Genomic DNA, 25,177 nt, shown 5'->3' on the forward strand with positions numbered 1-25,177 from the left:
TATGCAAACGCATACCCTGCGTAGGCAGGCAGCTTGCCACCCACTGCTCGTGTTACTGCTTGCCTTGCTGTTGCTGGCCTGGGCGCCGGTGCTGTATGCCCATGCCTCCCTGGTCGCCAGCAACCCCGATAGCGGCACGGTGCTGGCCCAGGCTCCCAGTACAGCCAGCCTGAGCTTCAATGAGTCCGTATCGCCCCTGCTGATGAAGTTGATTCGTCCCGACGGTTCCTCCAAGGAGCTGGAGGACGTTCTGACACAAGACCAGCGACTGGAACTGGCCTTGCCGACCATGGAAACCGAAGGCACGTATGGGCTGAGCTGGCGGGTTATTTCTGCTGACGGCCATCCCGTAGGCGGAACACTGACATTTTCCATTGGGGCGCTCAGCTCAAATCTGGTGGACAGCACCCACAGCAATCCCCTCAGAAATGGACTGATCTGGCTGGCCCGACTTCTGGGCTATGTGGGCCTGTTTACAGGGATAGCTTGGGTGGTCTACCGCGCTCTGGGTCCAGCATCAAACAACGCATCAAACCCGCAAAGTCATATCGCACCGCGAATGCTGGCTTTAGGTGCCGTCGCCTTATTGCTGAACCTGGGCCTGGTCGGTGTCGATGCGCTGGATTTGCCGCTGTCCGCCCTGTTCAGCACATCGGCCTGGAAAACGGCGGCATCCACCTCGATGGGCTTGGCCGTGCCGCTGGGCTGGGTCGCCCTAGCCTGTGCCGCCCTTTCCTGGAATGCAAGAAACGCCACTAGTAAGAAATGGCTGGCTGCTTTGGCGCTGATTCTTCTGGGAGCTTCCCTGGCGTCCAGCGGACATGCCAGCACAGCAGATCCCGTCTGGCTATCTCGGCCCAGTGTCTGGCTGCATGTCGTGGCGCTGACACTGTGGATTGGTTCCTTCCTGCCTTTGGTTTATGCACTTCAGCATGCTCAAGAATCCCGCTTGCTGACGCTGTTCTCGCGCTGGATTCCCGCCATCCTGCTGGTTCTGGTCCTGAGCGGAGCCGCGTTGATCTACGTGCAATTCGATCAGCCCGCATCGCTATGGGAAAGCCGATATGGACAAGTGCTCAGTGCGAAGCTGATTCTGGTCCTGCTCTTGCTGGGCTTGGGAGCCTACAACCGTTATCGTCTGACTCAAGCCGTCTTGCAGAAGCGTAGCGATGCCCGACAGGCTCTGCGACGTATAGTGCATCTGGAATATGTGCTGGCGGTGCTGATCTTGGCCGTAGCCGCTTTGTGGCGCTTCACCCCGCCTCCACGCGCCTTGGCCCAGCTAGTCCCACCCAGCGTTTCCAGTCATATCCATACCGAAGCCGGCATGGCGGATCTGTTATACATCCCGGCCACCACCCAGCACCCGGCCATTCTGACCGTCGCTTTATACGAGCCGGATTTCAGTCCCCTGAAGGCTCAAGAAGTGGAGGTGATTTTCAGCAACCCGCAAGCCGGGGTGGAGTCCATTACCTTTCCGGCGGAACTCACGCGGCAGGATCAATGGGAAGTGAGTAATGTCGAGCTACCGCATCTGGCCAGCTGGAATATTCGTATTCAGGTGCTGATTTCAGATTTTGAACGCATACACCTGGATAGCACGCTGGATTTGCAAGCCAACTAAAGCGCACACAAAAACAGGCCGCGTCACACGGCCTGTGGTCCCTCTTTTGATCGGATACCCTCTTTCTGGCAGCCATGCCGCCCGCAATTTAACGGGCCAGTAAACGACTGGCCTCAAGCCTGGCTTCGCCTTCATCAACTACAAAGCTGAATTGCAGGCCCAGCACCCGGCCCAAGGTCTGCTGTGCCAGGCGTGCGGCGGCAGGAATGGCCCGCCCTTTGCTGATCACCACCATGCCAGCGCACAAATCCTTCAAGCGCTGCTTGTTCTGCTTGAAGAACAAGGCGCGTTGCTTGCGATCCTCGTGGCTTTCCTCATGGGCATGGTCCCCACCGCCCAACCTGTCAGTCAGCAAGACAAAGCGTTGGCCCCGATTCAACAAGGCCTCCAATTGATCCTGCGCCTGTTGCGGCGTTTGCTGCGAGCTGTGTTCTCTTAGAAACACCAATGGAAACTGCGTGTCATCAACTTGCATAAGCGGCTCCTTGCCATCAGTAAAGACAGCCAACATCGAAGCGGCGCACGCCCAGATGCGGAGGGCTTCCGAAAGCATGCATCAAGCCGCTAGGTAAATACAGCCAAGCGGTATCGCGCAACAAATACGGTCGAACCGTTGCGCCTTCACCTCTCATCACAGTCTGGACTCCACAAAATCTCGCAGTTGGGGATCTCGAATCTCCAAGGCATCAAACAAGCCTAGTGCTTTCAGAGCCGGCAAGGCCGCCACAATATCGTTCAAGGCGCGCTGGCGTTGAGCGTCGCTGACATCAGGCTGACGCAAGGCGGCAGCATTAGCCAGAAACGCGCCTACCGTGCCTTTGCGAATGGTGGTGCCATCAATCTGAACTTCACTGGCGTGATCGGGAAGAATGTCATGGGCTTGCATGTGTCACTCCTTTATTCATCAAGGTTTTCAGTGTAAGCAGAAAGGTTTTGGCAGCTGTACACTATATCGGTCAATAGATAACAAAATTACGCCATGCCTGAACGCAAGATTGGTTTGCATGATTTTCTGAACTTTCCCGAGCACCCCGTCCTGTTCGCCGTCACCGGCAACCATGACTCGGAGCTGTCCTCGCGCCCCCATCAACACGCTCGCGGGCAGTTGTTCGGCTCCCTGCGCGGCCTGCTGTCCGTTGGAGTGGAGGACGCCGTTTGGGTAGTACCCGCCATCCATGCCGTCTGGCTGCCGCCGCACGTCCTGCACTCGGGCCAATCGCATGGCCCTTTTCATGGCTGGAGCGTCTATATAGACGAAGCAGCCTGCGCCGATCTGCCTTCCCAGGCCTGCACCTTGCGCACTTCCGGCCTGCTGCGTGAAGCCGTGCTGCGCGCCTGCTCCTGGGATTTGATTCCCGCCGCGCCCTTGCCCCAAGCCCAGGCTCATATTGCCTCCGTCATCCTGGATGAAATCCGCAGTCTGCCCATCGAACCTTTTGGGCTCCCGCTCCCCCAGGACCCGCGTTTACAACGCATTGCCCGCGCCCTGATTGCCGACCCCAGCAACAATCAGGGCATGGAACATTGGGCCGACTGGGCGGCGGTCAGCCTGCGCACTTTAAGCCGCCGTTTCGTGACAGAAACCGGCTTTAACTTCACCGCCTGGCGTCAACGCGCCCGCCTGATGCGCTCCCTGGAAATGCTGGCAGCCGGTGCCCCTGTCGCCACCATTGCCTATGATCTGGGGTATTCCAGCCCCAGTGCCTTTATCAGCCTGTTCAGACGCAGCTTTGGTCACACCCCGGCGAACTACCGCAATCAACTGTAAGCCCCCCCAAAGCGCTTTACGACTCATCAAGAATGCCATAAAGTGATTGATTAGAAATCCACACATCACTTTCAGAAATGGAATGACCGAGATGGAAATGCGTCAATTACAGATTTTTTGTGCGGTTGCCGAGCATGGCAGCTTTACTGCCGCTGCCCAGAAGGTGCACACCGTGCAATCGAACGTCACCATGCGCATCAAAGAACTGGAGGCCGAACTGGAACAGCCATTGTTCATACGCCAGAAAAGTGGTGTGGTGCTGACTCCGGCTGGCCATACCTTTCTGGCCTACGCCCGCCGTATCTTGCAACTGACCGAAGAAAGCCGTGCCGCCCTGCAAGACACCGGCACTCCCAGCGGTCTGCTGCGTCTGGGCTCCATGGAGACCACGGCCGCCATCCGTCTGCCCCAGGTTTTGACCCAATACCGCGAACGCTATCCCCAGGTTCAGTTGTCCTTGCAAACCGGCACCACGGCCGAGCTGATCAAGGCCATTGAGACCCACCAGCTCGATGGTGCGTTTGTCGGTGGCTTTCATCAAAACGCCGCCCTGACTCAAGAAGAAGTGTTTGAAGAAGAACTGGTGCTGGTCAGCAGCAAGGCGGTGGAATCCCTGCCTGCCCTGATTGAAAAAATTCCCCAACAAACCGTACTGGTCTTTAGAACTGGCTGCTTTTACCGCTCTACACTGGAACACTGGTTTTATCAGGCTGGGCTGGTGCCCAACCAGATCATGGAAATGGGCACACTGGACGGCATTCTGTCCTGCGTAGCCTCGGGCATGGGCATTACCCTGCTGCCCAAAGCGGTCGCCCAGAACAGCAGCTTGCGCCTGCCCGTGCAATGCCACGAACTGCCGCCTGACCTTGCGCGGGTAAAAACCGTGTTTATCCGTCGTGCCGACGCGAATCCTGGCTCGGCCCTGCGCAGCTTTGTGGCCCTGGCTCAAGCGCAGTTCGCCCAATTACCCAAACTGGATCAAGGCGAAGCCGCACTGTTGAGTTGACCGGTCAGCCTGTGGGTCTGTCCAGCCGCTCCGCACAGGCTATGCCGCAGTAAAGCGTCAGTACAAGCCCAAGGCCAGCTCCTCGACCCGCTCTGCCGCAGGCACAATGCTGTGGATCTTGCCCACGCCCTGACCGGCATACAAAGACAGTTTCCTGGCCATTCTGTCCTTATCAATTGCCCGCGCACCACCCCCGACCAGACGCAGCACATTCCACTTGTCACGGTTGGGAATCACGCGATGCGGTGTGCCATAAGTCCAGCCAAAGGAATAGCCAGTGCGATATTCCGTATCATCCGTGCTGGCTTCCAGAATCTTTTGCTTGTAGAGCGGATGCGCGTTGGACTCCTCGCTGGCCAGAAAGGCCGTGCCCACCAATACGCCGGAAGCCCCCAGGCTCATGGCCGCCCTGACATCCTGGCGGGTCGTAATCCCGCCTGCCGCCAGTACGGGACGACCTTGCGCACAGTCCAGAATCGCGGGTAGTAAAGACATCAGGCCAATGGTGCCGCGATTCAGATGGCCACCAGCCTCACCGCCTTGGGCGACGATAATGTCGGCCCCATGCGCAATCGCTTTACGAGCCAGAGCCACCGTGCCGGTTTGCACCATCACAATCATGCCGGCGTCTTTGGCGCGGGGAATCATGTCGGCGGAATAGTCCTCGGCATAGAACAGCGACAGGATGCGAGGCCGCTCCTGCAAGATCACTTGAAACTGGGCCTCGAACACCTCCGGGCCACCAAACTGCGGCACCACATTCACCCCGAAAGGCTGGTCCGTCAGTGCCCTGGTTTCCCGCAGCCACTTACGCAGCATCAAGGGAGCCAGACGCAAGCCACCCAGCACACCCATCCCACCCGCGTTCGCTACCGCCGCCACCAATTGCGGCCCGGAAATCGCAGCCATGCCCGCCAGAAAAATCGGGTACTGCACTCCGCACATATCCGTAATGACATTGCCCGCAAAGTCTCGATTTGCTTCGCTCATGATTTACAACTCCACCTGTTTGCCCAAGATGCGACGCAAGGCCAGATTCTTCAGTACAAAATGATTCTTGAATGCCCCGAAAAGGTGCAAGGCCAGCCCTGCCAAAAAGGCTGTGGCGCCAATATTGAACAGCACATCAACCACGGCTTTGACCTGCTCATTCGGGCTGATCACGGTCGGTAACGCCAGGCCACCGGGCAACTCCACCGCCACGCCAGCCGCCGCACGGGATAGCCAGACGGCGACGGGCAGCAGCACCATCGCCAAGGCCAGGGCTGTCGCCACGGAACGGGCCACTATTACTTCCACCGGGTTGGGCGAGCCCACCGGCAAGGGATGAAAAGAAGTCACCCGCGCCCAGAAACGGTAGATGGAAATCAGGAACAGCAGCGTCCCCAGCAGATTTTGCAGCTGCACCAGCCGCACCTCACCGGGGCTTTGGGCCAGGGCCACCCCCAAGCCCAGAATGGAAAACAGCAAGGCCGCTACAAGCCAGTGCAGCACAATAGTGATGGGCGAGAACCTGAGTCCGTTGTCGCGCAATTGCATGATTAGCTCCTTGAAAAGCTCACCGGGGGGCAAGTCCTCTACAGTGCAATACCGAGAGTGATACGTCGTGAGCCACCTGCCCAACAGGTACAAGCGGCCAGTGTCGGCAGTCACCTTGTCGCCTGCAGGCCTGGGCCTGTGTCACAGTGGCCTCAGAGCCTTGGCGGTGCCAAGAACCGTCGTTTAGAAGCCCTGACGATAAGCGCAGCAACCAATCAAGTAAAATGATGAATACTGATTAATAAAATCTTTTTTAGTGATTTATAAACAGAAAGTTCTTCTCAGAACGCCAGGCGGCAGGCGTGCAACCTTCATCATCAAACCATCCAAGGGCAACAAGTAACATCCGCTGGTAGTTCGCAAGAAACCGCAGGCTCATCCAGGCCTCGCCTACATGAATCTCTTTTTGATCATTATTAGTGATTCATAAAATCATTATTCATCATTTTACTTGATTCATTCAGTCTTCTATCTTCCCTATCGATAGCCCTGCTATCCCGCCCTCAAACCAGGAGACAGAAACCATGACTCGCCCAGCTGCCTATCTTGAACACTGTAAAAAAAGCCACGTCTTGCCCGGCTTTTGAATCTTATGGTGACGGACGCTCAACGCGACATCATCAAGACCGCTGCCCCGCTGCTGGCAAGCGGCAACAAAGCCCTGACCACCTATTTTTATGAATTGATACTGCGCGACTCCCCACCGATGAGCCCCTTGGCCAGCCAGATCGCCAACAATCACCTCGCTCTACAGGCCCAGCCCGAGCATGACCCAATGATGGGCACTTGCCAGCTGCAAGCCATACGCGAAGAGCTGATCGCGAGGATGACAAGCAACGAGCTCATAGATGGATGGGTCGCCGCCTATCAACAGTTATCGAATTTGCTAATCGAAGCCGAACGTCTGATTTACGACGATATGGCTATCACTTCCGGCGGCCTTGCAGACCGCAGCCCCAATCAAGAATGAACCATCATGCCACTACTGAAATTTGATCTGATTCAAGGCCGCAACGACAAAGAGCTGCGCCTGCTGCTGGACACCGCGCATCAAGCCATGGTGCAAGCCTTTGATGTTCCCGCCAGCGACCGCTACCAGTGCGTGACCCAGCATCGTCCCGGCGAGCTGATACTGGAAGACACCGGCCTGGGCTATCCGCGTAGCGACAAGGTGGTACTGCTGCACATCGTGTCCCGCCCCCGCAGCGAGAATCAAAAAATTCAGTTCTACCGTTTACTGGCAGAGCGGCTGGAGCAGAACTGTGGCGTCTCGCCCAATGATCTGATCATTGCTCTGGTCGAGAACAGCGATGCAGACTGGTCCTTCGGGCGTGGGCGGGCGCAGTTTTTGACGGGGGAGTTATAGGCTAAAGACAGGTATACTCGCCCAGACCGTTTTTACAGAAACGGTCTTTTCACCGAGGGGAGCCTGGCGAGCAGGCTGAGAAACTGCCCGAGCAGATTGCACCGCAGTGACCCGTTGAACCTGATCCGGGTCATGCCGGCGAAGGGACGGGTCTGTACCTGCTCGCCGCTTGCTGCCGGATGGCTATCCTTGACTAGGAGTTGCTATCTTGTCTTCTGACCACTCTCCCTCCCCCATCGGCCCGGTTGCCGCCACCCTGGCTGCCGTCATCCATCAAGACCGGATTTTGCTGATACGCCGCGCCAATCGCCCCGATGCAGGACGCTGGGCCTTTCCGGGTGGCAAGATTCGCGCGGGCGAAACCATCATGGCGGCGGCCCATCGGGAACTGACCGAAGAAACCGGCGTACAAGGCCAGGCCATGCAGCTCTTTGATGCGCTGGATGTATTTGACCGCGAACCCAGCGCCAGACCTTTGGCCTATTCGCATTTCATTCTGATTGCCGTGCTGTTTCGCTGGCAGCAAGGTGAGCCGCAAGCAGGCGATGACGCTCTGGACGCGCGCTGGTTCAGCAATGCGGAACTGGACAGTCTGGATGTGGCACACAGCTTTGATGTAGTACGAGTTGCCCGTCGGGCACTGGCATTGGCTACCACTCAAGATCAAGCAGGCCAAGCATGATTCCCAATGTCTTGAGTATTGCGGGCACGGACCCGACCAGCGGTGCCGGTATTCAGGCTGATCTGAAAGCCATGTATGCCTTGGGCGCTTATGGCATGAGCGTGATTACCGCCGTGGTCGCGCAAAACACCCAGGGTGTGCGGTGTTTTGTGGCGCTGGAGCCGGACTTTGTGGCGGACCAGTTGGATGCGGTGTTTGAGGATGTGCGCGTGGATGCCATCAAGATCGGCATGATCGCCAATGCAGGGATTGCGGAAGCAATTGCAGACCGCCTGCACCATCACGGTCTGGACTGCCCGATTGTGCTGGACCCGGTCATGGTCGCTAAAAGCGGGGATCGTTTGCTCAGCCCCGAAGCCGTGTCCGTCGTGCGCGACAGGCTGCTGCCCATGTGTACCCTGCTTACCCCCAACTTGCCCGAAGCGGGCGATCTGCTGCACAAACCGGAACCCGCCTCACTGCAAGAGATGCACAGCACCTTAAGCGAACTGTGCTTGCTGGGCCCTGCGTGGGTGCTGTTAAAGGGCGGCCATCTGGACGGCCCGGACAGTGTGGATTTGCTGCAAGGCCAAGGGCAAAGCCATGTTTTTCAGTCGCCACGCATTCCGACACGCAACACGCATGGCACGGGCTGTTCGCTGTCCTCCGCCATTGCTGCTCTGTTACCGGGCCGCAGCGTACCGACCGCGGTAGGCTTGGCCAAGGAATACTTGAATGGCGCTTTGGCCGCGGCTGACCAATTGCGGATTGGCTTGGGGCAAGGTCCGGTCCATCACTTCCATGCTTTGTGGTCACCTGCAGAGAGTAAGGCGACCTCCCCAATCCAGGAATAGAGCCCACCTTGTATTGGGCCTCATAGCGCCACCCGCATTTTTTAGCCAATGGACAAACATCCCAGACAATTTCCGGCGCATTTCCGGATTTCCAGCCCGACAGCCCTGAGACTTTTATTAGAATAATGTGCTGACTAATTACTCCTATAATTCAGAGCACATGACAGTATTAACAGGATGAATCAATATTTATATTTCCTGACATCAAACATTACCGTTTTGTCATGTTCGCCTCATAGTCGGGATCAGCCTTTTTGATCAATCCATTTCTGGAATGGATGAGTCTGCCACTTCATAAATCTCCGAGAAGCCAAATGTGGAATTGCTTACTGATTGAAGACGACCGGGAAAATGCCCGGTATTTAGTGAATGGCTTATCCGAGCTGGGCTATTCGGTGGTGACCAGTCATGATGGCGTTTCCGGTTTGGAAAATGCCATGAAAGACGTATGGGATGTGATTATCCTGGATCGCATGCTACCCAATAATGTCGATGGCCTGTCCATTCTTTTTACTTTGCGATCTTTAGGTAAAAAAGTCCCTGTACTGGTATTAAGTGCCTTATCCGGCGTAGACGACAAAGTTGATGGTTTGAAAGCCGGTGGCGATGATTATTTAATCAAGCCCTTTTCCTTTCAGGAATTGGCCGCCCGCCTGCATGCCCTGATACGCCGCAGCAGTGACAATGCAGAAATCAAGAATCTGCAGGTGGATGATCTGGTCATGAATATCCGCAACCAGAAAATCTCCCGTGGCGACGAGGTGCTGGAGCTGCAACCTCGTGAAATCAAGCTGCTGTCCTACCTGCTGATGAACAGCCACAAGATCGTTACCCGCACCATGCTGCTGGAAGTGGTCTGGGGCTATAACTTCGACCCCCAATCCAATGTGATTGATGTGCTGGTCAGTCGTTTGCGGCGCAAGGTGGACAAGGAAGGCGCCACGCCCCTGATCCATACCGTGCGTGGCCGTGGCTATGTACTTAGCGACAAGGACAGCATCGACGGTTTCAAGCTAAAGCGCTGCGATGATTGATTTCATCAAACGCCTGTGGGAGTCCACCTCCTTCCGGCTGACCTTGAACTACAGCATCCTGGCCATCTTCACCACGCTCTTTTTAATCGGTTTTTTCTACGTTCAGGTGTTTGGAGCCTTGCGCGACGAGCACCTGCGGCAAATCAACGTCGCCGTACAGCGTCTTAGCATTGCCTACGAAGTCGGCGGGCGCGAAGAGATCCTGCGCATGATCGAGCTAACCCTCTCGGACCGGATTGATTCGGGCCAGGAAATCTATCTGCTGCTGGACGAATTCAATCACACCCTGGTGGGCAATATCAGCGAGATCCCCGGCCTGAACAACCTGCCAGAACGACAAGTGGTGGAAGTGCAGATCAAGCATATCGACGCGCTATCCGAAGGCAATGTCCGCGTCACCAAACTGTCCGGCGGAGAAACCCTGGTGGTCGGCCACGAGCTGGGCACCTTGATCGAGCTGCGCGCCATGCTTAGCCGCATCATTGTCACCTCCATGATCCTGGCCTTGATGCTAGTAATTCTGGGCGCCTATGTCTTTAGCAATGAGCTGAAATACCGCGTGGGCCGCATCCGCCTGCTGACGGAACAGGTAGGCGCGGGCGACATTTCCAAGCGCATCACCTCCGAGAGCGAGGACGTTTTTGGCCTGATCCACCACGACATCAACCGCATGCTGGACAAGATCGAGAGCCTGATGCAAGGCGCACGGCATATCTCCGATACCGTGGCCCACAATATCCGCACCCCGCTCACCCGCATCGTTGGCAAGCTGCGTGAAACCCAGAACCTGCCAGGTGTCCCGCCCCATGTCCGGGAGGCACAACAAGACGCGATTGAAGAAGTAGAGAACCTGAGCGTGCTGCTGGGCAAGCTGCTACAAATTGCCGAGCTGAATGCCGGTGTGCAAAGACAGAACTTCAAGGCCTGCAATCTGGAAGTGATTGCCGAAGACGTTCTGGACTTGTACAGCTTTTTCGCTGAAGAAAAGGGCGTCACGCTGCAGAAAAAGAAAATCGACAGAGTCATTATTAATGGCGACAGCAATTTATTAGCCAGTGCTTTAGCCAATCTGGTGGATAACGCTGTTAAATACGCCCATTCCCATGCCAGCGTTGAAATTAAAAAACGCTTTGACAATAAAATCTCCATCATTGTGGAAGATGATGGCCCGGGATTACCAGAAAGCGAATATGAAAACGTAGGCAAGTATTTTTATAGATTCAATAATGATAGTGAAGGATTTGGATTGGGATTAACCAGCGTTGCCGCCATTATTGAATTGCACCGGGGCGAGCTGATTTTCTCCAAAGGAGTATTCGGCTTGAAAGTCACCATTGTGCTGCCTGTTTAAGCCTTACCAAGACATTCAAACATGACCAAAAGGTAATGAAACTGTCACCCTAAGCCCTCTCCTGCTCCGCTAAGCTAGCCTCATTTTTAATCGCTCTTTTTCAGGGTTTATAAAAATCATGCTTGCTTTAGGGGAATGAGGAGATTCATGAGCAGACAAAAATATTATTCAGCCGGCCTGATGGTGGGAGTAGGCGTATTTACCGTCCTGATGGGACAGAAATACTCCTTGGGCACCATGGCCCGCATGGGACCGGGCTACTTCCCGTTTCTGCTGGGCATCGTGATGATTGTGCTGGGCGCTCTGTACCTGTTTGTAGAGACCGCCGCGCACGACGATGAGCAGGAGGAGGACTACGGCCCGCCGCAATGGCGTGGCTGGATGGCCATTGTGGGCGGCATCATCGTCTTCATTATTTTGGGTCGCTACGGCGGACTGGTTCCCGCCACCTTTGCCCTGGTGTTCATCTCAGCCATGGGCGACAAGGAACATTCCTGGCTCACTGCCCTGCTGCTGTCCATTTTCGTGACACTGCTGGGTGTGGTTATTTTCTCCTGGGGGCTGGAGCTGCAATTCCCCCTGTTTACTTGGGGCTAAGCCATGGAAATTCTATCTAACCTGATGCACGGCTTTAGCGTTGCCTTTCAACTGGACAACCTGATGTGGGCCGTGTTTGGCGTGTTCATGGGGAACCTGATCGGGGTGCTGCCCGGCATGGGTGTGCTGGCAGCCATCTCCATCCTGCTGCCCCTGACCTACGCCATGACCCCGACCGCCGCCCTGATTATGTTGGCCGGTATTTACTATGGCTCCCAGTACGGTGGCGGCATTACCTCCATCATGCTGAATCTGCCCGGTACCGCCTCGCACGCAGTGGCGTGTCTGGACGGCAACCCCATGGCCCGCAACGGCAAAGCCGGATCGGCTCTGTTCATGTTGATGTTGTCCTCCTTTTTTGGGGCCACCATCGGCATTCTGGCCATGATTCTGTTCTCGCCCGCGCTGGTCGATATTGCATTCAAATTCGGCCCGGCTGAATACTTTTCCATGATGATGCTGGGCCTGCTGGCCGGTGCCACACTGGCCAAAGGTTCTGCCATCAAGGGCGTGGCCATGGTCGTCATGGGTTTGATCTTTGGCGTGGTCGGTACGGATGTGAACAGTGGTGTATCGCGCTTTGACTTCAATATTCCGGAACTGCAGGACGGCTTGCAGATTGTGGCGCTGGCCATGGGCCTGTTCGGTATTGCGGACTTTCTCAAGAACATCAACCGGATCAATAGCGGCCACACCAAGGCCATTGGTAAAGTCTCCACCCGTTCCCTGCGTCCGGAAAAAGGCGATATCAAGCAATCCAAAGGCGCTCTGGTGCGCGGTACTGCGATTGGTGCGGCTTTCGGGATTCTGCCCGGCACTGGCCCGACCATTGCGTCTTTCATTGCCTACGCCACGGAAAAGAAAGTTGCCAAGAACCCCGAGCGCTTTGGACGTGGTGCGATTGAGGGCATTGCTTCGCCCGAAGCCGCCACCAGTGCCTCTACCCAGACCAGCTTCATTCCTACCCTGAGCCTGGGCATTCCCGGCGACCCGGTCATGGCCTTGATGCTGGGCGCGCTGATCATTCACGGCATCCAGCCTGGCCCGCAAATGGTGGTCGAGCACGCCGATATGTTCTGGGGCCTGATCGCCAGTTTCTGGGTGGGCAACATCCTGCTGCTGGTGTTGAACCTGCCCTTGATCGGCATGTGGGTGCGCCTGCTGTCCGTGCCCTTCAAGTACCTGTACCCCGCGGCCCTGTTCTTTGTGTGCGTGGGTGTCTATAGCACCAACAACAACCTGTTCGATGTGAATATCGTGCTGCTGTTTGGGGTGCTGGGTTACTTCTTCATGCGCCTGCGCTTTGAGGCGGCCCCCTTGCTGCTGGGCTTTGTCTTGGGACCGATGGTAGAAGAAAACTTCCGCCGCGCCCTGCTGCTTTCTCGTGGTGACCCCATGATCTTCCTGGAGCGCCCGATCAGCATGGTCTTTATTATTGCGTGCATCTTGCTGATGCTGGGACTGAGCTACTCGTTCTGGCGCTCGAATAGCCAGAAGAAGCTGGGGGGGTAGCTCACTTACGACACTAGCTATCCTCTCTTAGAGACATACAAAAAACTCAGCATTAACCAAAAAAACCGGGCATAACTGCCCGGTTTACTTTTAAAAACCCAAAATCAACTACTACTGATAGTATTCAAATAATCGGTCAATTTGCCACTCATTAATCCCTCAATGATCTCACGCAATTTTTCCCCATATCCCTCGATAGAATCATCATAATATATTCTATGGATACTAAAACTAGCCTCACTGCCAATAATTGGGGAAACTGAAGAAATATCAAAAAAATCACTGCCAATCTTTACATTTATTTGCTGTGGATGCCCACCTGTATTATTTATCTTTTTATAAATAGGCCTACTATAAAAATCATAATAATTACTCTCGTTCCAATCTTCAGTATTCGCAATTTCCTGCCGCACGCCATTACATAAATTATTAATAATAATTAATCTTTTCTGAGCGTCCAGATCATAAAATTTCTTATTATAGCCAGCCAACCCTTCAGCGATCTCCCAAACATCAATTAACGGATAAATTCTCCTTTCTAAAATCCGTCTCGCTAGCGTGCTTATAAAGCCATTCTTTGAGTTTATGAACAAATAAAGAGATCCTAAAAAAGTAGCATCATCTAGAAAAAGAGAATTATTTATATCAGAAGGATCTTTAAAAAAAACAACAAACGGGTGATCAATAGCCAACCCCAAAGAATCAAGATCCCCTTGAGCAATTAACTCAAAAACATGACACATTAATAAAGAAAACATATACTCCAAACCCCTAGTTTTTTTATGGAAATATATGTTTGGGTATAATTGAAATAAAGTTACAGCAAACTGCTCTAACGACACATACGCCTTGCTATCCGCATAAAAAAACTCCCCTTCCTGCCCAGAGTTAACTTTTAAGTTTCTAATCAACCAACCTAGATCAATGCCACCTGATGCAATCCCAGCAAAATAGGAATCTCTTTTTGCATAATCAAGTCTGTCAGCATCGAGCTGACCAGACACAATAGACGTGTATATACAATTTTTATTTTTTTTCTCTATTAAGTCAGATACCCCATGGGAAAACCCATTCCCTCCAATCCCCTCAAGAACTTCATGCATAGAAGACTCTTTTATAATTCTTTCACTTATTTTCTCATGATTTACCGCTGCTTTTAAATTCGGAAATTTTTTCTGATACTCAGGATTTCTCGCAAAGAAGAACTCCATTGCCTTTTCAAATGAGTGACTAAACATTCCATGCCCTACATCATGCAACAAAGCAGCTGCAAGACATTGTTTGCCTTCCTTACTCCACCTTCCCGCCTCCACCGCCCCAGGCTCTTTAACGGACAACATCATCTTTGCCACTGAATAAACGCCTAAAGAATGAGAAAACCGTGAATGGGTCGCAGAAGGAAAAACATAATCAGAAAAACCCAACTGCTTAATTCTCCTTAGTCTTTGAAAAAACGGATCTGATACAACTTTACTCAGAAGATCGTTCTCATACTCCCCCCTAAACTCCACAAAATCATGAATAGGATCCTTTATCATTTTCAACATACACCCCTCCCTTTTATAATTTAATTACAAAAAAAATTGCTCAAAATAACTAAAAGTAGAGCAAAAAATTAAGCCTCGCAACCCAGAGAACGCGTAGATTCAACAATAAAAATATTGACTATTGAAATTTACCCTAAAAAACACAAAAAAACCATGCACTTATAAATTCAATACTAAAATGGCGCTTCAAAAACCCAATTACTCATGCCATCTTTAAAACTCTTGCTATAACAACAAAAAATACTGTGTTTTGAAACGGCTCCCTTGCTACTGAGCTTTGTCTTAGGAGCGATAGTAGAAGAAAACTTCCGCCGCGCCCCGCTGCCGTGCCGTGGTAATCCGATAATCTTCCTGGAGTGCTCAAATAGCCAGAAGAAGCTGGGGGCCTTGGCCAAGGCGTGAGCTTCTGACAGCAACTAGCAATTGGGGACCAGGTAACAGCGTTACCGAACCTCCATCAAGCCGGGCAGCAACGCCCGGCTTTTTTATGTCTGCCAATAAGTAAAAAAGCAGGCAACAAACCCGGGGGCACCTATTGGGCCCATCTCCCAGACACCCGCGCTACCGAACTTTTTCGTAATTCTGCTGGCGCAATCCTGATCTTTACGTAATGATATTGAATCTCAATACCAATTGAGATTTAGCACCCCGGATTCATCCCTTTCCTTACGTCTCAACCATCACCACTCCTATGACTCAGGACTCGCCCCTGGCCGCCCCCGCAGATGCCGTTCCTCCAACGGCTAGCGCTCCCCCCTTTCACCTCAAGCCTTTGATGCTGGCCTACATGAGCTGCACCATGGCCATGATGGCCTTTGTGGCCCTGATCGGACCTATTGCCCGATCCCTGCACCTCCCTCCTTGGCAAGCGGGTGCCGTCGTCACGGTAGGCGGCGTCTTGTGGATGCTGCTGTCACGCCCTTGGGGTTCCCTTAGCGATAGCCGTGGACGCAGACCCGTTTTGCTGGCCGGTGTGGGTGGCTTCATGCTGGTCTATTGGGCCATGTGCGCCGTCCTGATTCTGTCCCTGCACTTCCAGGCCTCTCCCTGGCTGGTGTTTGTGGGACTCCTGATTACACGCGGAGCGGTTGGCGGATTTTTCGCAGCCATTCCCACTACCAGCCAGGCCTTGATTGCGGACCACGTTCCCCCCGAACGGCGGGCAAACGTCATGGCCTCGCTGGGTGCTGCCAACGGAATTGGCCTGGTAGCAGGCCCGGCCATGGCCGCCATGCTGGCGCAATACGGCCTGGATCTTCCGCTGTATCTGACCGCCCTGCTGCCACTGCTGGCCCTGGGTATCCTGTGGTGCCGCCTGCCACGCAGCACGGTTGTCAGCAATCTGAAACCCACCAGCCTGCGCCTGAGTGATCCACGACTGCGACAAGCCATGCTGGTTGCCTTTGCGGCCATGTTCAGCGTGGCAGTCGGACAAATTGCCGTCGGTTTCTTTGCCATTGACCGCCTGGGGCTGGAACCAGAAGCTGCGGCCCAAGCTGCCGGTTTCGCCCTGACCCTGGTCGGTGTGGGCTTGATTACCTCGCAACTGATCGTGCGCAAGCTGTCCTGGTCACCACAGCGTCTGATCCGGGTGGGCGGCTTGATCAGTGCGGTGGGTTTCGGGGCCGTGGCCCTGGCTAACAGTCAATGGATGCTGATGGTCTGCTACTTCTTTGCAGCAGGCGGCATGGGCTGGATCTTCCCCGCCTTCTCGGACCTGGCAGCCAATGCCGTCGAACCGCATGAGCAAGGTGCTGCGGCAGGATCCATCGGCGCCGCACAAGGTTTGGGTATCGTCCTGGGCCCGCTGGCAGGAAGCCTGTTGTATGAAGTCTCTCCAAGTGTGCCTTATTTACTGGTTTGCGTACTGCTGATTCTGGTTGCATTGCTTGCGGCAAATAGCTCCACAAAAAACAAAGCCACAGACTAGTGGCTTCGTTCAGGCTTCATCCATACAAACGCATGAACAGCTAAAGCAAGGCGGACGTGTCACGCCTTGCGACGCGAAGTGCAACGCTCATGCTTCAGGCATCACACCAAAATCTGCCCTAAGCCGCCTCACACTTCGCCTTGCAGCCCACCGGAGTGAGCTTCTTGGCAGAGCCAAATATCAGAAAGCTCAAACCCGCCAAGGCAAACGCGGCCAATGCGCCGTACACCATGACCCAGCCAAAACCAGCAATCAGGGCCGCATGCACTGCCTCTACAGGATCGGCTGCATTCACCAGCAAGGCACTGCTTTGCGACACGGCACTGACATCGCCCGAAGCTACTTTTTCAGCCAGATAACGCAGTTCACTATCGGCAGAAAGGCCCAGTCGTGTACGCAGATCACTCATGATGCCTTGCACCAGCACAAAACCCATCAAGGCGATATTGAAGGCCAAGGAAATCATGCGGGCACTGGTATCCGCCCCCGAGGCCATACCAGCGCGTTCAGCCGATACCGAAGCGGTAATCACATTGGTGGTCGTGGTATTGGCCATGCCCAGCCCTATTCCGGCCAGCACACAACCCGGCAAAATCAGCCAGCCTGGTTGATCAGACACACTGCCTATCTTCATCACCACAAAGCCCAAACCAATCAAGGACAGACCTAGTGCAATGACTCCGCCCGCTTGCCAACGCTGCGCCAGCCGTTCTGCAAAGGGTGGGACAAACAAGGTCGGCAAGGTATAAGCCAACAAGGCCAAGCCAGTTTGCACACTGTCATACCCCAGCCCCACATGAAAATAAATGGGCAGGTAGATGATGAAGGGCCAGAAGCTGAAGTTCTGCCCCATCGAGCCCAACAAAGCACCGGAGAAACTGCGGATACGAAATACGGAGAACTCCAGCATGGGCCTAACACTGCGCTGCTCCACGATTACAAAGGCAATCAGGCTAAGGACGGACAGGGTAATAATGCTCAAGGCTGGCAGGCTGGCAAAGCCCAGCACCGGCCCCTGAGTGACAAACAGCACCAGGCAAAACACGGCCAAGGACAAGGTGGCAATACCGGCTACGTCCAAGGTGCTGGCGCCCGGATCACGCGACTCCTGTACGCCAGCGCGCGCCAGCAGCAAGGTAATAATGGCCAGCACGGCGTGAATCAAAAACACCCATTCCCAGCTGGCCAGAGTCAGAATCAGGCCACCCACAATCGGCCCAAAACCCAGCCCGGCACCAAAGACCACACCCCACCACGCAAAGGCCTTGCCACGCTGTTGTCCGTCCCGAAACTGGTTCGACAAAATCGCGATCTGGCAGATCAGCATCATGGCAGCGCTCAAGCCTTGCAGAAAACGTGCGCCAATCAGAACAGCTGCACTTTCCGTCAGTCCGCACACCAGGGAAGTGATCCCGAACGCCACAATCCCGATCGTAAAAATGCGCTTGCGGCCGTAGCGATCCGCCAAAGTGCCTACCCCCATCAGAATGGTCGTCATGGCAATGGTGTAGGCTGCCATCACCCATTGCAGTTGCCGGAAACTGGCCCCCATGACCTGTTCTATGGTGGATAAAATCGGCGGCACGCTAGAGATCTCCAGGCCCAGCATCAAGGCTGACAAGCACACGGCAGCCAAGGCGTAGCGGCCCTGACTCGAGATAGAGGGAGTCATCGTTATCTTTCCAAAAAGTCGTCAATACACGTCGCCGTCCCGGCGAGCCAAAGTGCGGACACCAAAACCCAAAAGCTCGGGACCGCTCAGTCAGGAGAGATAGTAGGGACGGGCCAGCCATTCATCAATGCTATGATCGGGCATATCAGAAACAACAAATATGGATAGATCATGAGCCGCCCTGTTCTGGATGTGGAATCCGTACAAGCTTTTGTGAGCATTGCCGAGTTCCAAAGCTTTACCAAAGCCGCAGAAGCCTTGGGCACCACACAAGGCGCGATCAGCGTGAAGCTGAAACGCCTGGAAGAGCGCCTGGGTTACAAGCTGATCGAACGCACTCCAAGGCTGGTACGGCTGTCTGCTCAAGGTACGGTTTTCATTAATCCCGCACGGGAATTCATTGCTGCACACGACCGCGCCAGAGCCGCCCTGCTCTGCGATTGCCGCCGCTTTCGTTTGGGAATTGCCCAGCACGTTGCCGGGCCGGAAGTCCCTACTTTGTTGTCCCGTTTGAATGAACGAGACCCTGCCCTGACGATTGAAGTTCGCCTGGAAAGCTCGCATCGCTTGCTGGAAGATTTTGACAAGGGAGAGCTGGATGCCGTCATCGTGCGCCAGGAGGATCATCGCCGTGACGGAGAGGACCTGGGGCCTGAACACTTTGCCTGGTTTGCGGCACCCTGCTTTCATCAGCAAGAAGGCAAACCTTTACGGCTGGCCGCCCTGGCTCCCTGCTGTGGCGTGCGGGATATTGCAACACACGCGTTAAGCACTGCCGGGATTGAGTGGAATGAAGTGTTTGTAGGCGGTGGTCATGCGGCCGTAATGGCGGCGGTCTCTGCCGGTTTGGCGGTCGCGGCATTTTCATGCCGCCTGGCGCCGCCAGATGCAATTGATGTGGGCCAACGTCTGGGACTGCCAGCCCTGCCCCCTTCCCGGATTGTGTTGCACTCAACGCTGACCGATCAACGCTCGCGGGAAGCCTTGCGGACCTTGGCAGCGGCTTATCGGGAGCATCGCTCTACGCGACTGACGGGGGCTGCATCGTCCTGATCAGCACAGGTTCAGGCGGCCAGAAGTAAACGTGAAGTTCGCCCAGCCCCGCCAGCATGAGCACCCTTTAAAGCACAGTGGGATTGGGCGCATCCCCATACACGTCTTTGGGATCAAAGGTCTTGGCGGACTCCACAAAAACCAGATCCTGGCCCTTGCTATGCTCGACACCAACCGGCACCTGTCTGTAGAAACAGGAGTAATAGCCTACGTGGCAACTGGCCCCGGAACCGGCTACCCGCACACGTAACCACACCGCATCCTGGTCGTCGTCGATACGCATTTCCTCTACCGTCTGCACCAGTCCACTGCTGGCACCTTTATGCCAGAGCATTTGACGCGAGCGACTCCAGTAATGGGCTTCACCGGTCTGTATGGTCTTTTCCAGGGCTTCCCGGTTCATGTAACCCAGCATCAAGACCTCGCCATTGTTAGCGTCTGTCGTGATGCAGGCAATCAGGCCCTGTTTGTCAAATTTGGGGGCCAGTTCGTGGCCCTCCTCCACCTGCTCTACCGAGATTCGGCGGTTTATTTGTACTGCCATATTGTCAGCAGATCTTGTGTCTTGTCCTTTAGCCTTCATGTTTTCTCCTTGTCATCATGGGTTCCGGGCGATATTCACAATCCGGATTCAGGCAGCGTCCGTACACCACATGACTATGTTCCATAACCTGAAAGCCCCGCTCCTGAGCAATCATTTTTTGCTGCTGCTCGATCGTCTGATCATGAAACTCCTGCACACGCCCGCAGTCCGTGCAAATCAGGTGATCATGGTGTTCGCCATCGTCCAGCTCATACAGCGCCCGGCCGGATTCAAAATAAACCTGCTTTAGCAAGCCTGCCTGTTGCAGCTGGGTCAGTACACGGTAGACAGTCGCCAGGCCAATCTCACTGCCTTGCCGGATCAGTTGGCGATACACATCGTCTGCCGTCAAATGACGAATGCCGGGGGCCTGGAATATCTCAAGAATCTGGATACGAGCCGTCGTCACCTTCAGGCCTCGCTCTTTAAGCTCTTTTGAATCCGTCACGACGTACTCCTTGCTGAACGGGCGGTTAAGGGACTTCCAGAAAACGCAGCGGCCTGCCTTGAGCCTGCCCTTCCAGGACTTCATCACGAACAACACAATGGCCGCGCACAATGGTGTGAATCGGCCAGCCCACCACTGGCATGCCGTCGTAGGGAGACCAGCCGCTGACGCTGGCAATCCAGTCATTGCGGACGCGGCGGCGTGCCTTCAAATCCACAATACTGAAATCCGCATCAAAACCCAGGGCTATGCGCCCCTTGCCTTCCAGTCCAAAAATCCGGGCAGGTCCGGCACTGGTCAAATCCACCAGTCGCTGCAAACTCAAGCGGCCTGCGTGTACATGGTTCAACATCACGGGCAGCAAGGTTTGCACGCCAGTCATGCCACTGGGTGAGGCGGGATAGGCTTGAGACTTTTCCAGCAAGGTATGAGGTGCATGATCGCTGCCAATGACATCCACCACGCCCGAACGGATCGCCTGCCACAGCGCGTCTTGATGAACCTGCCCGCGCACCGGGGGATTCATTTGCGCCAGGCTGCCCAGACGCTCATAGCAGTCGGGGGCTTGCAGGCTGAGATGGTGCGGGGTGACTTCCACCGTTACGCGATCTTTGTGCGCGGCCAGAAACTGCATTTCCTCTGCGGTAGACACATGCAACACGTGCAATCGGCGCTTCACCTCTGCCGCCAGACGAACAATGCGTTGGCTTGCCTTCAAGGCACTTTCCACATCACGCCAAACCGGGTGTTGGCGCACGTCGCCACTATCCAGGGCGATATATTTGCGTTCACGCAGTCTGGTCTCATCCTCGGCGTGTACTGCCAGCCGTCTGCGACCATGACGCAAGATGCGACGCAGCACGGCGTCCTCATCCGCTAATAGGTCTCCAAAGGAGCTGCCCATAAAGACCTTGATGCCTGCACAACCTGGGAGCTGCTCCAGTTCCTGCAAGGAATCGGCATTCAAGGCAGAGCCACCGATATAAAAGGCGTGATCACACCAGCTTCGGCCTTGAGCAGCATCCAGCTTGGCTCGCAAATCGGCAGCACCCAAGGTCAAGGGATAGGTGTTGGGCATTTCAAAAACCGCCGTCACGCCGCCCAGGACTGCACCCCGTGTACCCGCTTCCAGATTCTCTTTGTGCTCCAGCCCCGGCTCTCGGAAATGCACCTGACTGTCGATCACCCCTGGCAAAACATGCAGGCCATTAAGGTCCAGCACACAGTCTGCACTCCAGCCGGGCAACAAATCACCAAGAGCCGTAATCCGGCCTTGCGCACAGGCGATGTCGAGACGCTCGGCCCCATTAGGAGTCATTACCGTAGCGCCACAGAGCAGCAAATCGACATGGCGCAAATTATGCTGCCTGACGGTTTCTGCCGTCCGGGAGGTAGAGGCCTTCGGGATTTCTGGCGTCATGGTTTTACCTTTTCGGCTTCTACATCCAGAGCGTCTTGTGCCGTCAAACGAATCCGCTCCATCATGTGAAACAGGCCATTAGCGCGATTCGGTGACAAGTGCTGCTCCAGTTCAATTGCCCGTAAAAAGTCAGGGGGATGAGACAGGATTTCTTGCGGTAAACGCTCCGAGTACACCTGCATCAATAAAGCCAACAAGCCGGTGACGATGGCGGAATCACTACGGGCCTGAAAAAACAACTTGTGATCACGCAATTCAGACACCATCCAGACCTGTGCCTGACAGCCATGCAAACGGTTCGTCTCGGTACGCCATTCGTCCGGGAAGTCCGGCAAGGAGCGCCCCAGATCAATCAAATATTCGTAGCGGGCCATCCAGTTCCCCAGGAACTGGAAACTCTCCACAATGGCTTGCTGGGCTTGAACTATGGACTCTTCTGGTGCTGCATCCTTACCCACGGTCTTCTCCTGCTTGCTTGAGCGATTGCCTACCCCGATCATCAAGAGCTGGAACAGGGTCATGCCCGCCCGGATGCCAAGGGTGACAACGAACAAGGCGCCGTGCAGCCAGCCAAGTTCCTTTGAGGGGGCCATGCGCCTGCAAAGCCTGAATCGCATACTGGGAGCAAGTTGGATAAAAGCGGCAACGTGGCCCCAGCAATGGGCTAATAAAAAGCTGATAGCCGCGAACAAGCAGGACCAGAACAGAGACAAGAACGGTTTTCATCGCAGCTCCCAAGCACGGGAGCGACATACCCGCTCAAATGGACATATCGTGAGCTTGCTTGGCTGCGCCAATAGCAAGAAAGTTTGACCCATGGAGTGGGTCTGGCACGAGACAGCAAGGACTAGAACACTCATGGCGCTACGCCCCCGCTCAGCCGCAAAAAAGGCATCCCTTCCGATACAGGAGTTTTGAACGCCACTGCATCATGGGGATGCAGACTCTCCAGATGTCGGACCTGAACACCAGGATTCTGATAGCCCCCCAAGGCCGCTTCTATACGACGCGCCGCGTCTTCCACAAACATCAGGTTCTGACCATTCAAGGCGGCAAAGGCTTGCTCGTCTGCTCGTTTAACGGCGGTTTGCAAGGGTGTTGCCAATGACTCTTCAATGCGATCAATCAGCGTCAAAAACCCAAAATCCTCACTGTCTTCCGATACTTGGATGTGAACCAGAGCCTGACTACGCTGACTATGTGGAGTGGCCAGACTGGCGTGCTTGTGCAACCAGGCAGCTACCTCATCTGCATGCAAGACAGGCTGCTTTCCAAAGGCCTGCATAAAGCCCTGTTCAATCAACTGCCGAGCCAGCGCAGCCGAACAAGGACAGGTCGATGAATAAGCTATCTGAACCTGCACCTTGCATATAAAGATACCGTCCAAAAGTCTGGCCTCCAGCGCGACGGGATAGGATTTCCAGCCGGCCAGACCCTGCGTGACCAAGGCAGGCCGTCGCACCAATAAATCAAAGCGAAAACACAGTCTTGCACTGCGCGTTCCACAGTCCTGCTGGCTATCCACCATGCCTTGCAAAAGACGCCGCAGCCCTAACGGTGACAAGGACTGTTCTGGCGGCAAGTCATTCAGCAAGCGGTACAGCCTGGACATATGTATCCCTTTTACATGTGCCAAGGGCAAATCAACCTGAGCATCCACCCGCGCATGGAGCTGCTGCTTATAGCCTCGTTCAAGCACGGTAATGGGCAGGTCGATTCCCTCCATACCCACCCAGGAAAGTGGAGTCAGGCCATGGGAGGAATCATTCAAAGCCGGGTCGGGAAGTACAACAGTCATACTCAACATCCAATCAAAAGGCCTTGCTCACGCTGGCAAAGACCTGGCAAGACCTCAACGCTATCAAGGCCAGTCTGCAAACGGATTCGTCCACGTTGTCCAGGTGCTGGGGCCGCTGGCCATTTCTTCATCGCTTAACAGGCAGGCATCGAAACGGGCGCGCAGTGCTTCCTCGTCCATATCCATACCAATCAGAACCAGCTCCTGACGCGCATCCCCTACTCGTTCGTCCCATTTTTCCTTGATCAGCGCTACCGCTTCGGGATCCTCCGGCCAGCGTTCAGGCGGCATGGACGCCCACCAGTAACCCGCCACGTGATAGCGAGCCACCGCGCCAGCCTGTGACCAGGAGCCCGCCAGAGTCGGGAAGTTCGCCAACCAGAAAAAGCCTTTGGAGCGCACCACCCCAGGCCATTCGCTTTCGACCAGTGCCTTGAAACGCTGCGGGTGGAATGGACGGCGGGCGCGGTAAACAAAATTACCTATGCCGTACTCTTCGGTTTCCGGGGTATGAGTACCACGCAATTCCTGCAGCCAGCCTGGGGCCTTGGAAGCCTCTTCAAAATCGAACAAGCCGGTGTTCAGAACGCGGTCCAAGGGCACCTGGCCGAACTCGGCTGTTTCAATACGAGCACGGGGATTCAGACTGTTCAGAATGGCCATCAGGCGCTCGCGTTCTGGCTCGCTGATCAAATCAATCTTGTTCAGAACCAGCACATCACAGAACTCGATCTGCTCAATTAACAGGTCCACAACGGTACGCGCATCTTCTTCACCCAAAGATTCGCCACGGGACTGGATGCTGTCCTGCGAGCTGTAATCGTGCAGAAAGTTAAAGGCGTCCACTACCGTGACCATAGTGTCCAAGCGCGCGACTTCACCCAGGCAGCGGCCGTCCTCGCCCTCAAAGGTGAACGTTTCAGCCACGGGCAGTGGCTCTGAAATGCCGGTGGATTCAATAACCAGCTGATCAAAACGCCCTTCCTTGGCCAGACGGTCCACCTCCAACAACAAGTCCTCGCGCAAGGTGCAGCAAATACAGCCGTTGCTCATTTCCACCAGCTTTTCATCCGTGCGCGATAGCTCGGCACCGCCATCACGAACCAGAGCGGCATCAATATTGACCTCGCTCATATCGTTCACGATGACGGCCACGCGGCGGCCTTCGCGATTGTTCAGGATGTGGTTCAGCAAAGTCGTCTTGCCCGCACCCAGAAAACCGGACAAAACCGTTACGGGAATGCGGGCTGCGGGATCGACTGGCGTGTTATCGAGGGTCATCGTCATCTCTCTTCTTTCTTGAGGCATCAATGGGCCGTTCCTTGCAAAGGACTTCTGCCAATTTTGAGATGTTATAACATAACAATAATTGGCAAAGAAAAAACCCTCTTGCAAGGAGGGCTTGACGATCAGG

General features: G+C 54.8%; 26 protein-coding genes and 1 riboswitch. Of the genes, 13 read left to right on the top strand and 13 right to left on the bottom strand.

All coding sequences use genetic code 11. From position 1 onward, the window contains the following. The first annotated feature begins 1 nt into the window (after position 1). Positions 2-1,624, top strand: coding sequence for a CopD family protein (locus MID00_RS19270; protein ID WP_254499356.1), 1,623 nt, complete (start codon positions 2-4; stop codon positions 1,622-1,624). An 88-nt stretch (positions 1,625-1,712) separates the two neighbouring features. Here the strand turns inward: MID00_RS19270 and MID00_RS19275 are convergent, their stop codons facing one another. After that, entirely contained in the window at positions 1,713-2,099 is a 387-nt protein-coding gene (locus MID00_RS19275; RefSeq protein WP_031232143.1) for a hypothetical protein, read from the bottom strand. Positions 2,100-2,255: 156 nt separating this feature from the next. Further along, positions 2,256-2,510, bottom strand: a complete 255-nt coding sequence (locus MID00_RS19280) for a hypothetical protein (RefSeq protein WP_009454626.1) — start codon at positions 2,508-2,510, stop codon at positions 2,256-2,258. 93 nt (positions 2,511-2,603) lie between these two features. Here MID00_RS19280 and MID00_RS19285 point away from each other — a divergent pair, with 93 nt between their 5' ends. Together MID00_RS19285 and MID00_RS19290 are read left to right on the top strand one after the other, a co-directional pair. Next, a complete protein-coding gene (locus tag MID00_RS19285; protein ID WP_035267993.1) occupies positions 2,604-3,392 on the top strand; it encodes a helix-turn-helix transcriptional regulator in 789 nt (262 codons plus the stop codon). A gap of 82 nt (positions 3,393-3,474) precedes the next feature. After that, complete coding sequence (locus MID00_RS19290) at positions 3,475-4,398, top strand: LysR family transcriptional regulator (protein ID WP_254499357.1); 924 nt, start codon at positions 3,475-3,477, stop codon at positions 4,396-4,398. A gap of 57 nt (positions 4,399-4,455) precedes the next feature. Here the strand turns inward: MID00_RS19290 and MID00_RS19295 are convergent, their stop codons facing one another. Next, positions 4,456-5,388 carry a nitronate monooxygenase family protein gene (locus tag MID00_RS19295; RefSeq protein ID WP_254499358.1) on the bottom strand — a complete coding sequence of 311 codons (933 nt, stop codon included), beginning with the start codon at positions 5,386-5,388 and terminating at the stop codon, positions 4,456-4,458. 3 nt (positions 5,389-5,391) lie between these two features. Then, positions 5,392-5,937, bottom strand: a complete 546-nt coding sequence (locus tag MID00_RS19300) for a cytochrome b (RefSeq protein WP_254499359.1) — start codon at positions 5,935-5,937, stop codon at positions 5,392-5,394. A gap of 592 nt (positions 5,938-6,529) precedes the next feature. On the opposite strand from MID00_RS19300, the gene MID00_RS19305 reads away from it, so the two are divergent. The 8 genes from MID00_RS19305 to MID00_RS19340 all read left to right on the top strand — a co-directional run bounded on the left by MID00_RS19305 (position 6,530) and on the right by MID00_RS19340 (position 13,312). Next, positions 6,530-6,907: a hypothetical protein gene (locus tag MID00_RS19305; RefSeq protein ID WP_254499360.1), complete on the top strand. Its 378-nt coding sequence runs from the start codon at positions 6,530-6,532 to the stop codon at positions 6,905-6,907. A 6-nt stretch (positions 6,908-6,913) separates the two neighbouring features. Continuing rightward, on the top strand, positions 6,914-7,303 hold the full coding sequence (locus MID00_RS19310) for a tautomerase family protein (protein ID WP_083053701.1): 390 nt from the start codon (positions 6,914-6,916) through the stop codon (positions 7,301-7,303). A 45-nt stretch (positions 7,304-7,348) separates the two neighbouring features. Next, positions 7,349-7,467: riboswitch (TPP riboswitch) on the top strand. A gap of 44 nt (positions 7,468-7,511) precedes the next feature. After that, positions 7,512-7,985: an NUDIX hydrolase gene (locus tag MID00_RS19315; RefSeq protein WP_009454635.1), complete on the top strand. Its 474-nt coding sequence runs from the start codon at positions 7,512-7,514 to the stop codon at positions 7,983-7,985. After that, positions 7,982-8,818, top strand: a complete 837-nt coding sequence (gene thiD / locus MID00_RS19320) for a bifunctional hydroxymethylpyrimidine kinase/phosphomethylpyrimidine kinase (RefSeq protein WP_254499361.1) — start codon at positions 7,982-7,984, stop codon at positions 8,816-8,818. Before MID00_RS19315 ends, thiD begins: the two co-directional genes overlap by 4 nt. Before the next feature lie 314 nt (positions 8,819-9,132). Continuing rightward, positions 9,133-9,852, top strand: a complete 720-nt coding sequence (locus MID00_RS19325; protein WP_035268013.1) for a response regulator transcription factor — start codon at positions 9,133-9,135, stop codon at positions 9,850-9,852. Then, positions 9,845-11,203, top strand: a complete 1,359-nt coding sequence (locus tag MID00_RS19330; protein WP_254499362.1) for a HAMP domain-containing sensor histidine kinase — start codon at positions 9,845-9,847, stop codon at positions 11,201-11,203. The genes MID00_RS19325 and MID00_RS19330 overlap by 8 nt, the downstream gene beginning before the upstream one ends. A gap of 147 nt (positions 11,204-11,350) precedes the next feature. Continuing rightward, positions 11,351-11,800, top strand: a complete 450-nt coding sequence (locus tag MID00_RS19335) for a tripartite tricarboxylate transporter TctB family protein (RefSeq protein ID WP_254499363.1) — start codon at positions 11,351-11,353, stop codon at positions 11,798-11,800. Between the two features lie 3 nt (positions 11,801-11,803). Next, positions 11,804-13,312 carry a tripartite tricarboxylate transporter permease gene (locus MID00_RS19340; RefSeq protein WP_203144819.1) on the top strand — a complete coding sequence of 503 codons (1,509 nt, stop codon included), beginning with the start codon at positions 11,804-11,806 and terminating at the stop codon, positions 13,310-13,312. Between the two features lie 104 nt (positions 13,313-13,416). On the opposite strand, the gene MID00_RS19345 is transcribed toward MID00_RS19340, so the two are convergent. Next, complete coding sequence (locus MID00_RS19345; RefSeq protein WP_254499364.1) at positions 13,417-14,859, bottom strand: HD domain-containing protein; 1,443 nt, start codon at positions 14,857-14,859, stop codon at positions 13,417-13,419. 691 nt (positions 14,860-15,550) lie between these two features. Here MID00_RS19345 and MID00_RS19350 point away from each other — a divergent pair. Further along, positions 15,551-16,789, top strand: a complete 1,239-nt coding sequence (locus MID00_RS19350) for an MFS transporter (RefSeq protein ID WP_254499365.1) — start codon at positions 15,551-15,553, stop codon at positions 16,787-16,789. 118 nt (positions 16,790-16,907) lie between these two features. On the opposite strand, the gene MID00_RS19355 is transcribed toward MID00_RS19350, so the two are convergent. Continuing rightward, entirely contained in the window at positions 16,908-18,461 is a 1,554-nt protein-coding gene (locus MID00_RS19355) for an MFS transporter (protein ID WP_254499366.1), read from the bottom strand. 171 nt (positions 18,462-18,632) lie between these two features. Here MID00_RS19355 and MID00_RS19360 point away from each other — a divergent pair, with 171 nt between their 5' ends. Beyond that, complete coding sequence (locus tag MID00_RS19360) at positions 18,633-19,514, top strand: LysR substrate-binding domain-containing protein (RefSeq protein WP_035268022.1); 882 nt, start codon at positions 18,633-18,635, stop codon at positions 19,512-19,514. A gap of 67 nt (positions 19,515-19,581) precedes the next feature. On the opposite strand, the gene hisI is transcribed toward MID00_RS19360, so the two are convergent. The 7 genes from hisI to zigA form a co-directional block, all read right to left on the bottom strand. Beyond that, positions 19,582-20,058, bottom strand: coding sequence for a phosphoribosyl-AMP cyclohydrolase (gene hisI, locus MID00_RS19365; protein WP_254499367.1), 477 nt, complete (start codon positions 20,056-20,058; stop codon positions 19,582-19,584). Between the two features lie 28 nt (positions 20,059-20,086). Further along, positions 20,087-20,545 (bottom strand): ferric iron uptake transcriptional regulator, encoded by a 459-nt coding sequence (gene fur, locus MID00_RS19370; protein ID WP_115635190.1) that lies wholly within the window; start codon positions 20,543-20,545, stop codon positions 20,087-20,089. 25 nt (positions 20,546-20,570) lie between these two features. After that, complete coding sequence (locus MID00_RS19375; RefSeq protein WP_254499368.1) at positions 20,571-21,965, bottom strand: dihydroorotase; 1,395 nt, start codon at positions 21,963-21,965, stop codon at positions 20,571-20,573. Then, complete coding sequence (locus MID00_RS19380) at positions 21,962-22,519, bottom strand: SufE family protein (RefSeq protein WP_254499369.1); 558 nt, start codon at positions 22,517-22,519, stop codon at positions 21,962-21,964. Before MID00_RS19380 ends, MID00_RS19375 begins: the two co-directional genes overlap by 4 nt. Next, complete coding sequence (yidD, locus tag MID00_RS19385; RefSeq protein WP_009454655.1) at positions 22,416-22,691, bottom strand: membrane protein insertion efficiency factor YidD; 276 nt, start codon at positions 22,689-22,691, stop codon at positions 22,416-22,418. Before yidD ends, MID00_RS19380 begins: the two co-directional genes overlap by 104 nt. A gap of 130 nt (positions 22,692-22,821) precedes the next feature. Continuing rightward, positions 22,822-23,763 carry a GTP cyclohydrolase FolE2 gene (gene folE2 / locus MID00_RS19390; protein WP_254499370.1) on the bottom strand — a complete coding sequence of 314 codons (942 nt, stop codon included), beginning with the start codon at positions 23,761-23,763 and terminating at the stop codon, positions 22,822-22,824. Positions 23,764-23,826: 63 nt separating this feature from the next. Then, positions 23,827-25,044, bottom strand: a complete 1,218-nt coding sequence (gene zigA / locus MID00_RS19395) for a zinc metallochaperone GTPase ZigA (RefSeq protein ID WP_254499371.1) — start codon at positions 25,042-25,044, stop codon at positions 23,827-23,829. Between the last annotated feature and the right edge of the window lie 133 nt (positions 25,045-25,177).

Source organism: Alcaligenes sp. NLF5-7 (assembly GCF_024266725.1).
GTDB classification, from domain to species: domain Bacteria; phylum Pseudomonadota; class Gammaproteobacteria; order Burkholderiales; family Burkholderiaceae_B; genus Alcaligenes; species Alcaligenes phenolicus.

Coding starts and splice junctions, on each gene's coding strand:
- MID00_RS19330 (WP_254499362.1), top strand. CDS start 9,845: ATGATTGATTTCATCAAACGCCTGTGGGAGTCCACCTCCTTCCGGCTG.
- MID00_RS19375 (WP_254499368.1), bottom strand. CDS start 21,965: ATGACGCCAGAAATCCCGAAGGCCTCTACCTCCCGGACGGCAGAAACC.
- MID00_RS19335 (WP_254499363.1), top strand. CDS start 11,351: ATGAGCAGACAAAAATATTATTCAGCCGGCCTGATGGTGGGAGTAGGC.
- MID00_RS19310 (WP_083053701.1), top strand. CDS start 6,914: ATGCCACTACTGAAATTTGATCTGATTCAAGGCCGCAACGACAAAGAG.
- yidD (WP_009454655.1), bottom strand. CDS start 22,691: ATGAAAACCGTTCTTGTCTCTGTTCTGGTCCTGCTTGTTCGCGGCTAT.
- MID00_RS19345 (WP_254499364.1), bottom strand. CDS start 14,859: ATGTTGAAAATGATAAAGGATCCTATTCATGATTTTGTGGAGTTTAGG.
- MID00_RS19325 (WP_035268013.1), top strand. CDS start 9,133: ATGTGGAATTGCTTACTGATTGAAGACGACCGGGAAAATGCCCGGTAT.
- hisI (WP_254499367.1), bottom strand. CDS start 20,058: ATGGCAGTACAAATAAACCGCCGAATCTCGGTAGAGCAGGTGGAGGAG.
- MID00_RS19270 (WP_254499356.1), top strand. CDS start 2: ATGCAAACGCATACCCTGCGTAGGCAGGCAGCTTGCCACCCACTGCTC.
- MID00_RS19280 (WP_009454626.1), bottom strand. CDS start 2,510: ATGCAAGCCCATGACATTCTTCCCGATCACGCCAGTGAAGTTCAGATT.
- MID00_RS19275 (WP_031232143.1), bottom strand. CDS start 2,099: ATGCAAGTTGATGACACGCAGTTTCCATTGGTGTTTCTAAGAGAACAC.
- MID00_RS19355 (WP_254499366.1), bottom strand. CDS start 18,461: ATGACTCCCTCTATCTCGAGTCAGGGCCGCTACGCCTTGGCTGCCGTG.
- folE2 (WP_254499370.1), bottom strand. CDS start 23,763: ATGACTGTTGTACTTCCCGACCCGGCTTTGAATGATTCCTCCCATGGC.
- MID00_RS19285 (WP_035267993.1), top strand. CDS start 2,604: ATGCCTGAACGCAAGATTGGTTTGCATGATTTTCTGAACTTTCCCGAG.
- MID00_RS19360 (WP_035268022.1), top strand. CDS start 18,633: ATGAGCCGCCCTGTTCTGGATGTGGAATCCGTACAAGCTTTTGTGAGC.
- MID00_RS19300 (WP_254499359.1), bottom strand. CDS start 5,937: ATGCAATTGCGCGACAACGGACTCAGGTTCTCGCCCATCACTATTGTG.
- zigA (WP_254499371.1), bottom strand. CDS start 25,044: ATGACCCTCGATAACACGCCAGTCGATCCCGCAGCCCGCATTCCCGTA.
- MID00_RS19295 (WP_254499358.1), bottom strand. CDS start 5,388: ATGAGCGAAGCAAATCGAGACTTTGCGGGCAATGTCATTACGGATATG.
- thiD (WP_254499361.1), top strand. CDS start 7,982: ATGATTCCCAATGTCTTGAGTATTGCGGGCACGGACCCGACCAGCGGT.
- MID00_RS19340 (WP_203144819.1), top strand. CDS start 11,804: ATGGAAATTCTATCTAACCTGATGCACGGCTTTAGCGTTGCCTTTCAA.
- MID00_RS19290 (WP_254499357.1), top strand. CDS start 3,475: ATGACCGAGATGGAAATGCGTCAATTACAGATTTTTTGTGCGGTTGCC.
- MID00_RS19350 (WP_254499365.1), top strand. CDS start 15,551: ATGACTCAGGACTCGCCCCTGGCCGCCCCCGCAGATGCCGTTCCTCCA.
- MID00_RS19305 (WP_254499360.1), top strand. CDS start 6,530: ATGGTGACGGACGCTCAACGCGACATCATCAAGACCGCTGCCCCGCTG.